At 66.0% G+C, this 10,548-nt stretch carries 5 protein-coding genes; 4 read left to right on the top strand and 1 reads right to left on the bottom strand.

Annotation, left to right across the window (positions count from 1 at the left end):
• Positions 1-3,697: type I polyketide synthase (locus tag V7Q39_RS15435; protein ID WP_333817498.1), on the bottom strand; the 3,697-nt coding region annotated here is incomplete at its 3' end.
• Positions 3,698-4,110: 413 nt separating this feature from the next.
• Here V7Q39_RS15435 and V7Q39_RS15430 point away from each other — a divergent pair.
• From V7Q39_RS15430 to V7Q39_RS15415, 4 genes are all read left to right on the top strand, one after another.
• A complete protein-coding gene (locus V7Q39_RS15430) occupies positions 4,111-5,187 on the top strand; it encodes an ExeA family protein (RefSeq protein ID WP_333817497.1) in 1,077 nt (358 codons plus the stop codon).
• Positions 5,177-6,736, top strand: coding sequence for a GumC family protein (locus V7Q39_RS15425; protein ID WP_333817496.1), 1,560 nt, complete (start codon positions 5,177-5,179; stop codon positions 6,734-6,736). Before V7Q39_RS15430 ends, V7Q39_RS15425 begins: the two co-directional genes overlap by 11 nt.
• 6 nt (positions 6,737-6,742) lie before the next feature.
• Positions 6,743-7,534 (top strand): CpsD/CapB family tyrosine-protein kinase, encoded by a 792-nt coding sequence (locus tag V7Q39_RS15420; RefSeq protein ID WP_333817495.1) that lies wholly within the window; start codon positions 6,743-6,745, stop codon positions 7,532-7,534.
• 423 nt (positions 7,535-7,957) lie between these two features.
• Positions 7,958-10,548: monovalent cation/H+ antiporter subunit A (locus tag V7Q39_RS15415; RefSeq protein WP_333817494.1), on the top strand; the 2,591-nt coding region annotated here is incomplete at its 3' end.

The following is a 10,548-nucleotide window of genomic DNA, read 5'->3' as shown; positions in this document are numbered from 1 at the left end:
ACTCGGCCTTCACGCGGTCGAAGGCGGCGCGCATGTCCTCGGGGTTGCAGACATCCGCCGCGACGGCCATCACCCGGCCAAGGCGTTCAAGGCGCGAGAGCACCCCGGCGCGCAGGCTTCCGGGTTCTGGCACATGCCGCCCGATCAGCGCCACCTTTGCGTGGCGGTCGCGCATCAGGCGTTCGGCGACGGTCACACCGATCCCGCCGAAGCCACCGGTGATGACCCAGACCGAGCCTTCCGGCACGTCGGCCTGCGGAGGCAGAGGGGCCGGGACGAGGCGGGTTTCCAGCCTGCGGCTGCCGCGGATCGCGGCGACGGTGGAGGCAGGGGTGGCGAGCATCTCCTCCAGCACCGCAGAGACGGTTTCCGCCGGGATTGCCTTGCGGTTTTCCGGCAGCGCCACGTCCAGCAGGCTGGCGGTCAGGCCCGGCAATTCGCGCGGCATCACCCGCACCGGTCCGGCGACGGTGGCCTTTTCCGGATAGGGCAGCGCCTCGGTCCGCACTTGCGCGGCGCCGGAGGTGATCACCGTCAGATGGGGCAGGGGCTTCAGCCCGATCTCGCCCATCGCCTGGCCGAGGAAGAAGAGGCTCCAGAAGCCTTGCTCCAGATTGCGCTGGAAGAAGCTGGAGCCGGGGCGGAAGGTTTCGTCCTGCGTCACCAGCCAGAAATGCGCGATGCGCGCGGGGGTCAGGTCCCGCTGCGCGAGGTCGGCCAAAAGCGCGTCATAGCCCTCGCGCCCATGTTCCGGGGCGAGGGTATAGGTGTCGTCCGAGGTGCGCGCGAAGGCGTCGCCCGCGTGGACCGTCACCACCCGGTGCCCGGCCCCGCGCAGGCGCTGGACGGCGGCGCGGGCGAGGCCTGCCTCATCCGCGAAGACCAGCCAGGTCAGCGGCGCGCCAAGCTCGGTCTCCACGTCCACCGGGCAGTCGGCTGGCATGACCCGCCAGCCGATGCGGTAGCCGAAATCGGTGACCGATTCGTGCCGCCTCGCCGTCACATCGGCCTCGGTCACGACCTGTGCCTTGCCGGGATCGACGAAATAGCGCGAGCGCTGGAACGGGTAGGTCGGCAGGGGCACGCGGCGACGCTTGGCCTCGCCCCAGAGCTGGCTCAGGTCCGGCTCGGCCCCGCAGGCCCAGAGCCTGCCGAGCGTGGCGATGAAATGGCGGTCGTCGCTGACCGTATCTTCCGGGTGCCGCAGGCTGGAGGGCACCGGCTGGCCGCCCATCGCGCCGTTCGCCTGCGCCAGCGAGGCCATGGCGCGGCCCGGCCCGACCTCCAGGTAGACCCGGTCGGGCTTCTGCCGCAGCGTCGCCATGCCGTCGGCGAAGCGCACGGTGTTGCGCAGATGGGCGACCCAGTAATCGGGGCTGGTGGCTTCCGCGTCGGTCAGGACCTGACCGGAGCGGTTGGAAATGATCGGGATCTGCGGGGGCGACAGCTGCATCCCGGCCAGATGCGCGCGGAAGGCGGCGAGGATGCCTTCGAGCATCTTGGAATGCGCCGCGATGTCGATGGCGATGCGGGTGGTGTCGATGTCGTCGGCCTTGAGCCGCTGGGCCAGATCCCTGAGGCCCGCGTCAGAGCCGGAAACGACAGTCAGTTCCGGCGCGTTGATCGAGGCGATGTCGAGATCGCCGAGATAGGGCTTCAGCGCGGCTTCGGAGAGCGGCACGGAGAGCATCCCGCCCGCGGGGACGGTGTCGAAGAGCTGGCCGCGCAGGCGAACCAGGCCGACGGCGGCTTCCAGCGTCATCACCCCCGCCACGCAGGCGGCGGCGTTCTCGCCCATGCTGTGACCGATCAGCATGGCGGGCGTGACGCCCCAGCTTTCCCAAAGCTTCGCCAGAGCGACCTCGACGATCAGGATCAGCGGCAGCTGCTTCGACGGTTGGCGCAGGGCTTCCGCCGCTGCAGCCTCTTGCCCCTCGGCGGGCAGCCAGAGGGTGCGGGTCTCGGCTTCGGTCGGCCCGAGCGCGGCAAGGCCCCGGTCCATCCATTCGGCGAAGACGGGTTCCGTCTCGTACAGGTCGCGCGCCATGTTCGGGTATTGCGCGCCGCCGCCCGGGAACATGAAGACCACATCGGGGGCGTCGCCCAGGCGGCGCTGGGTGAAGACGCGGCGGGGATCGCCCGCTTCCAGAAGCTTTGCGGCCTCCTGATGGCTGGCGGCCACCAGCACGCGGCGGTGTTCAAAGGCGCGGCGGCCGTGCTTCAGCGTCCAGGCGATGTCGGCGAGGTCCTGATCGGGATGGGCCTTGAGATGCGCCGCCAGCCGTGAGGACGCCTCGCCCAAGGCCGACTGGCTGCGTGCGGAAAGGGTGATCAGCTGGAACGGCCAGTCCGAGGGTTCGGAGGCCGCGAGGGCAGGGGCCTCCTGCAGCACCACATGCGCGTTGGTCCCGCCGACGCCGAGCGAGTTCACCCCGGCCCGGCGCGGGCCCGTCCGGCGGGGCCAGTCGGTCAGGCGGTCGTTCACCCGGAAGGGGCTCGATTCGAAGTCGATCGCCGGGTTCGGCGCCTCGAAATTCAGGCTGGGCGGCATCTGGCCGTGGTGCAGCGCCAGCGTGGTCTTGATCAGGCTCGCGACCCCGGCCGCGGTATCCAGATGGCCGATGTTGGTCTTGACGCTGCCGATCCGGGCGAAACCCTTCGCCTCGGTCGTCCTGCGGAAGGCCTCGGTCAGGGCTGCCACTTCGATGGGATCGCCCAGATAGGTGCCGGTCCCGTGGCACTCGATATAGTCCACCGTCTCGGCGGGCGTCCCTGACACGGCGAGGGCGGTTGCGATGCAATCCGCCTGGCCTTCGACCGAGGGCGCAAGATACCCCGCCTTCGCCGCCCCGTCGTTGTTGACCGCCGAACCCTTGATGACGGCCCAGACATGGTCGCCATCAGCCAGCGCATCCTCAAGCCGCCGCAAGAGCACCGTTCCCGCGCCGGAGCCGAAGACCGTGCCCTGCGCCCGGTGGTCGAAGGCATGGCAGACGCCGTCGGGCGACAGGACTTCGCCTTCCTTGTAAATATAGCCCCGGCCCTGCGGCAGGTCGATGGTCACGCCCCCCGCCAGCGCCATGTCGCATTCGCCGTTCAGAAGCGCCTGGATTGCGTAGTGGGTGGCGACGAGCGAGGTGGAACAGGCGGTCTGCAAGCCAAGGCTGGGGCCCTTGAGGTCGAAGACATGGCTGACGCGGGTGGACAGGAAGTCCTTGTCGTTGCCGGTATGGCGGAGAAGGAACATGCCGGTGCTTTCCACCAGCGCCGGGTTGGAGCAGAGATTGAAGTAGAAATAGCTGCCCATCCCGCAGCCCGCGAAGACGCCGATCCGGCCCTTGAAACCTTCCGGCGTGTGGCCAGCATTCTCCAGCGCTTCCCAGGCGACTTCCAGAAACTGGCGATGTTGCGGGTCGAGGATGGCGGCCTCCTTCGGTGAGAAGCCAAAGAATTCCGCGTCGAAGCGGTCGAAACCTTCCAGCAGCGCCGCCGCCGGGACGTAGTTGGGGTTGCGCAGTGCCGCGGGGCTCTCGCCCGAGGCCAGGACCTCTTCCTCGCTCAGCCGACGGACGGCCGACCGCCCCTCGCGCAGGTTCTCCCAATAAGCATGGATATCCGCCGCCCCCGGCAGATGCGCGGCCATCCCCACGATGGCAATATCGGTTTCGGCGGGAAGGTCCTGCAAACCGTCCTTCATGGCATTACCCTCTCGACACGTCTGTAGCGGCCAGACCTGTGGCCGCTGGTCGCAGACTGCGGCGGCCCGACAAGATCCTTCAGCCCGGTCCGGAGCAAGGGTGCAGTATGGCTGACCACAAACCCACCTACTTTGCACATCCCCGAAAACCGGGAGCCGACCGGGACCATCAACGATTCGCGCGCCGTCAAAATTTCCTTGAGCTTTCCTACATGACTCCGTCTACATACGCACGGATATTGGGTAAGAAAATGGTCATTCCTGGGTCAAAACCCGCCCTAGCTTGCTGATTTCCATACTTTGTTTCCAGGCCGGCATCAGTACTCTGGAAGGCGTCGCCATGCCGGGGAAGTTTGCTTATTAGAGGGGGGACAAGTCCCCCTGAGTCCGGGGAATTGCTTAAAGGTGAGTAGATGACGCGCAGTAGGTCCCGCAAGTTGTTGTCCCGCATCCTCTGGTTCGATCCCGAGGCGGGAAGCGCGGCGGACTCGGCGCCACCGCTGCCCGATCCGGTGCTGCAGGCCGAACAGGACCCCCGATCCTACGAACTGCCCGAGACGGTTGAGGCTCCGCCGACGCGCGCCCCGACGCGGGTGCGGACCCGGCTTCTGTCCGAGCCGCCCGCGACCCGGACGCAGGAAATCTACACCGAGCATTTCGGGCTTTCCGCCCGGCCTTTCGCGCTGACGCCCGATCCCGACTTCCTGTACTGGCCGCAGTCGCACCAGCGCGCCTATACGATGCTGGAATATGGTGTGCGCGCCAATGCGCCGATCACGCTGATCACCGGCGACGTCGGCGCCGGAAAGACCACGCTTCTGCTGCATCTGGTCCGCTCGCTCGGCTCGGAGATGACGGTGGGCCTGATCTCGAACCCGCACGGCTCGCGTGCGGAACTGCTGCGCTGGGTGCTTCATGCGCTGGAACAGCCAGCCGAGCTGGACGAAAGCTATGTCGACCTCTTCTCGCGCTTCCAGAACTTCCTTCTGTCGGAATATGCCGCCGGGCGCAGCGTCGTCCTGATCTTCGACGAGGCGCAGAACCTGACCGCCGAGGCACTGGAAGAGCTGCGGATGTTCATCAACATCAACTCGGGCAAGGACGAGGTCCTGCAACTGGTGCTGATCGGCCAGCCCGAGCTGCGTGACCTGGTCTCGCGCCGCGAAATGCGGCAATTCGCACAGCGGGTCGCGGCCAGTTACCATCTGACGGCGATGGACCTCAAGACGGTCAGGGGTTACATTCCCCACCGTCTGAAGGTCGCCGGCAGCGAGAAGCGAATCTTCTCGGCCCCTGCCGTGAAGCTGATCTATGACGTGACACGGGGTGTCCCCCGGCTGGTGAACCAGCTCTGCGATCTGGCCATGGTCTATGCCTTCACCAAGGGCAAGCAGGTCGTCAGTGCGCAGACCGTCCAGCAAGTGATTGATGATGGCGTATTTTTCTCGGCCAATGCCGCGATGCAAGAGAGACCCGTAAATGACGCTTGATCTGCGTTTCTATATTTCCCTGATTCTGCGTCGACTGCCGATCATCGTCGCCCTGATTTTCACGGCGACGATGGCCGGGATTCTTTATGCCGTCTCGCTGCCGCCGGTCTACCGGGCCGAGGCGAAGCTTCTGATCGAGAGCCCGCAGATACCCGATGCGCTGGCCGCCTCGACCGTGGTGTCGACCTCGGACGAGATCCTTCTTGCGATCCAGCAGCGGATCATGACGCGCGACAACATCCTGGCCATAGCTGAACGGCACAATCTTTTCGCCGGAATGCCGCCGCAGACCGAAGAACAGAAGCTCAAGACGGTCGGCGGCCGGGTGTCGATCTACATGCCCGCGAACCAGGGCAGTACCGGGGTGGTGATCGCCTCGTTCGCAGCGTCCGAGCCCGAGCTGTCCGCCGCGATCACCAACGAGATCGCCGACCAGATCCTGCAATGGAACACCCAGCTGCGCACCCGCGCTTCGGGCAACACGCTGGAATTCTTCGAGCAGGAAGTCCGCCGCCTGACCGAGGAACTGGCCCAGCAGAACGCCGAGATCATCAAGTTCGAGCAGGAGAACCGCGATGCCCTGCCGGAAAGCCTGGAGTACCGCCGCACCCGGCAGGCTTCGCAGCAGGAACGGCTCTTGCAGGTCGACCGCGAGCTTGCCTCGCTGCGCGACCGGCGCGACCGGCTGACCGAGCTTTATGACCGGACCGGGCGGCTCGTCACCTCGGGACAGGACAGGACGCCCGAACAGGTGCGCCTTGAACAGGCCCGGCAGGAACTGGCCTCGGCGCTGGTGGTGCTGTCTCCGACCAACCCCAGGGTCGCGGCGCTTCAGAAGGAAGTCGCTGCGCTGGAGGAAGCCGTCAAGGCGCAACTCGACATCACCGGCGGAGGTCAGCTTTCCGCCTTCGAGGTCCAGATGCTGGATATCGACGGGCAGATCAAATACCTCGCCGAGCAGAAGACCCTGCTGGACAAGGACCTGACCGCGCTGGAAGCCTCGATCGAGGCGACGCCGGCCAACTCGATCCGGCTGGCGGAACTGCAAAGCAACTACGAAACCCTACGCGTGCAGTACGAAGCCGCGGTGAGCAGCCTGTCGGAGGCCCGTATGGGTGACCGCATCGTCGTCACCGAACGCGGCCAGCGCATCACCATCCTGGAAAGGGCGGTGGCTCCGGCCTTCCGGGCCGAGCCGAACCGCAAGCGGATCACCATCGCCTCCTTCGGGGCCGGGGTGATCCTGGCCGGGGCGCTTCTGGTGCTGCTCGAGGTGCTGAACCACACGATCCGCCGCCCTTCGGAACTGACCAAGCTTTTGGGCGCCCCGCCCTTCGGCACGATTGCCTATCTTCCCGGAGGTCGGGCCCGCAAGGGCTGGTCGGCCAACCGGCTGGTGGCCATAGGCTTCCTTGTGCTCAACATTCCCATCCTCGCGCTGGTCCTGCACATCTATCTGACCCCGATCGACTCGCTGCTCGGCCTTGCGTCCAAGTCCCCCGCAGCCGGCGAAACCGCCGTTGGCGCCACCACCGAAAAGACCGAGTAGACCCGCATGGAACGGATACAGTCCGCACTCGCCAAGGCCCGTTCGGCCCGCGACCGCAAGCTTCAGCCCAACTCCGGCAAGGCCGGAGCCGACCCTTGGCAGGAACTGGCAGAGGTCATGCCCGACCAGAAGGTACTGGCGCGCAACCTCATCGTCGCGCAGCATCCCGGGCAGGCCGCCTCCAGCTTCGACGTGATGCGCACCAACCTTCTGCGCGCGCTGCGCGCCAATGGCTGGACCCGCGTCGCCATCACCTCGCCCTCGCCGGGCTGTGGCAAGTCCACGGTGGCGTTGAACCTGGCCTTCAGCCTGGCGCGCATGGCCGACAAACGGGTCCTGCTGATCGAGCTTGACCTGCGGCATCCCTCGCTGATCGAGAAGCTGGGGCTGCCACCGAACCAGAACTTCATCCAGTCCATCGGGACCGGGACCCTCGACTTTGCCCAGATCAGGCGCGTGGGGACGAACCTCGCGCTGGCGCTGAACTCCACCCCCCTCGACAGTCCGGCCGAGCTTCTGTCCGCGCCGCGCACCGCCGATCTTATCGACGAGGTGGAAGCGCGGCTTCGCCCCGACATCATCCTCTTCGACATGTCGCCGCTTCTGGTCAGCGATGATGCGCTCGCCTATCTCGACCAGGTCGATTGCGCGCTGATGGTGGCGGCGGCCGAGGAGAGCACGCTGACAGAGATCGAGAAATGCGGTGCCGACCTCGGCAAGCGCACCCAGGTCCTGGGCGTGGTGCTGAACAAATGCCGTTACATGGAAGAGGATGAGACGCGCGCCTATCCGGAGTGATCTGCCGGAAGCGACTGGGCGGCATGAACGCGGGTCGGCCCCGCCTCGGCCGGATGCCGGGAAACTTCCAGTGCAGGAAGAAAAAACCGGCGCTCGTGCGGGTTGCGAAGCCCGGACCAGCCTCGGCATTGCCGCTTGGAACCGTCGGTCAGTCGGATTGCCGTGCGAATTGACGACAGGGCCGCTGGTCACCGTCTGAGCCCCGGTTCGAAACCCCGGGCATCGTGACGAAGCAGACGCCCGAATCGGCACGGCCCCGCGATCCGACACAGGGACGTGCTTAAATCAGCTTGAAATCGTCCCGGCTGACACGCATTGGTACAAACGTGCCTTCCGGCGATTTGCGCAGGCGGCAAATGCTTCCGCAGTCCTGGACGGGAAGTTCCCCAAAACGATAGATCAGGCTGGAGGATACAAGGCGGCATGCTCGAAGAAAACCTGCTGATCCTCCTTGCGGCCTTGCCCTTCGTAGCTGCGGTGGCGATGGCGACCCTGTCGACACAGGCGCATTCGGCGGCAGCCTGGGTCTCGGGCGTCTTCATGGTGGCGGGGGTCGGTCTCCTTGCCACGCTGCATGGACAGATTAGCGATGGCGCGGTGCTGCGTGCCGGATGGGACTGGGCGCCCTCGCTGGGACTGTCGATCACCTTCAGGATGGATGCCTTCGTCTGGCTGATGGTCTCCCTGGTCTTCGGGATCGGCCTGCTGGTGCTGATCTATGCCCGCTACTATCTGACGAAATCGGACCCCGTGCCGCGCTTCTATGCCTTCCTCATGGCCTTCACCGGCGCAATGGTGGGTATGCTCATGTCCGGCAACATTCTTATGCTGGTCGTGTTCTGGGAGCTGACCTCGCTGTTCTCCTTCCTGCTGGTCGGCTACTGGCACCAGAGCCAGAATGCCCGCGACGGGGCGCGGACGGCCCTGGTCGTGACCGGTGCGGGCGGGTTGTGTCTCTTGCTGGCGATGCTGATGATCGGTCGGATTGCGGGCAGCTACGATCTTGATGTCGTACTCAAGGCGGGCAACCTGGTGCGGGCCGACCCGGCCTATCCCCTGATCCTTGTCCTGTTCCTGCTGGGCTGCTTCACCAAATCGGCCCAGATGCCCTTCCATTTCTGGCTTCCCGGCGCAATGGCTGCACCCACGCCGGTGTCGGCCTTCCTGCATTCCGCGACGCTGGTGAAGGCGGGTGTCTTCCTGCTGGTGCGGTTCTTTCCGGTCCTGGGTGAAACGCAGCTCTGGTTCTTCCTCGTCACCGGAACCGGGATGGCGACCCTGCTTTTCGCCTCGTTCTTCGCGCTCTTCCGGCATGACCTGAAGGGCCTGCTCGCCTATTCCACGGTCAGTCATCTGGGGCTGATCACGGCGCTGGCGGGGATCGGCAGTTCCGGCGCGATCCTGGCCGCGATCTTCCACATCGCGAACCACGCGGTGTTCAAGGCTTCGCTTTTCATGGCCGCCGGGATCATCGACCACGAGGCCGGGACCCGCGACATGCGCAGGCTGAGCGGGCTGATGCGGTACATGCCCATAACCGGCGTACTGGCCATCGTCGCCTCGGCCTCGATGGCGGGCGTACCGCTTCTGAACGGATTTCTGTCGAAAGAGATGTTCTTCGCCGAGACTACGGACTGGCACAACGGGACATGGCTGGACAATTCGCTGCCTTGGATCGCGACGCTGGCCGGTGTCTTCGCGGTGGCCTATTCGCTGCGCTTCATCGTGACGGTGTTCTTCGGGCCGGAGCCCATCGACCTGCCAAGGACGCCGCACGAGCCCCCGGCCTGGATGCGTCGCCCGGTGGAACTGCTCGTGCTGATCTGCCTGCTGGTCGGCATCATTCCCGGCCTGACGCTGGGGCCAACCATGAACCTTGCCGCGCAAGCGGTGCTGGGTGCGGACCTGCCTTACCAGGATATCGCGATCTGGCACGGCTTCAACACGGCCCTGATCATGAGCTTCGTCGCGCTTCTTGGTGGCGTGGTGATCTTCGCGATCTTCGGGCGGTACATCTCGGCCGGGCCGGAGGGGCCGCCGCTGATCCATCGGGTCCGGGCGATCCGATTGTTCGAGGCGGCCATGGCCCTGCTGACGCGGCGGCTGCCGGAGCGGGCGATGGCTCTGGCAGGGACCGAGCGTTTGCAGCCGCAGTTGCGACTGATGGTGCTGGTTGCCGTGGCAGTCACCCTGGCGGTACTGTGGGGCAGGCTGCGGCAAGGCGCTGGTGCGCTGCTGACGCCGTTTGATCCGGTCTTTGCGCTCATGTGGGTGGTCGGCGCGACCTGCGCGGTCGGTGCGGCCTACCTGGCCAAGTACCACCGTTTCGCGGCGCTGGTCCTGCTGGGCGGCACGGGTGCCGTGACCTGCGTGACCTTTGCCTGGCTCTCTGCGCCGGATCTCGCCGTAACGCAGTTGCTGGTCGAGATCGTGACCACCGTGCTGCTGCTTCTGGGCCTGCGCTGGCTGCCGAAACGCAGCGAGGAAATCGCCGGCGACCGTCTTTTTTCCGCACGCCTGCGCCGGGTACGCGATCTGGTTCTCGCGGTGGTGGCCGGTGGCGGTCTGGCGATGATCGCCTATGTCACGATGACCGCCCCCCTGGCGTCCAATCTCGGCGACTGGTTCCTGCGCAACGCCTATCACGAGGGCGGCGGGACCAATGTCGTCAACGTCCTTCTGGTCGATTTCCGTGCCTTCGACACCTTCGGCGAGATCACGGTCCTGGCCGTGGTGGCCGTGACGGTCTACGCCCTGTTGCGCCGGTTCCGGCCCGCCGAAGAAAGCGAGCCCGTGGCGCGAGCAGACCAGACCGGCGATACGCGCACGCTGGCTGATGTCATGCTGGTGCCCTCGGTCATCATGCGCTGGATGTTCCCCGTCATCGTGCTTCTGGCGGCCTATTTCTTCTTTCGCGGCCATGATCTTCCGGGCGGTGGCTTTGCGGCCGGGGTCACTCTGTCCATCGCCATCCTGCTGCAATACCTCGGCCACGACACGCGCTGGGTCGAGGC

Source organism: Tabrizicola sp., from assembly GCF_036781545.1.
In the GTDB taxonomy this organism is placed as follows: Bacteria; Pseudomonadota; Alphaproteobacteria; order Rhodobacterales; family Rhodobacteraceae; genus Tabrizicola.
Note: the sequence above shows the minus strand (reverse complement) of the source record. Positions and strands in the feature narration are given on the sequence as shown.

Bases quoted from the DNA above. Each gene is read 5' to 3' on its own strand.
- V7Q39_RS15420 (WP_333817495.1), top strand. From the start codon at position 6,743: ATGGAACGGATACAGTCCGCACTCGCCAAGGCCCGTTCGGCCCGCGAC.
- V7Q39_RS15430 (WP_333817497.1), top strand. From the start codon at position 4,111: ATGACGCGCAGTAGGTCCCGCAAGTTGTTGTCCCGCATCCTCTGGTTC.
- V7Q39_RS15425 (WP_333817496.1), top strand. From the start codon at position 5,177: ATGACGCTTGATCTGCGTTTCTATATTTCCCTGATTCTGCGTCGACTG.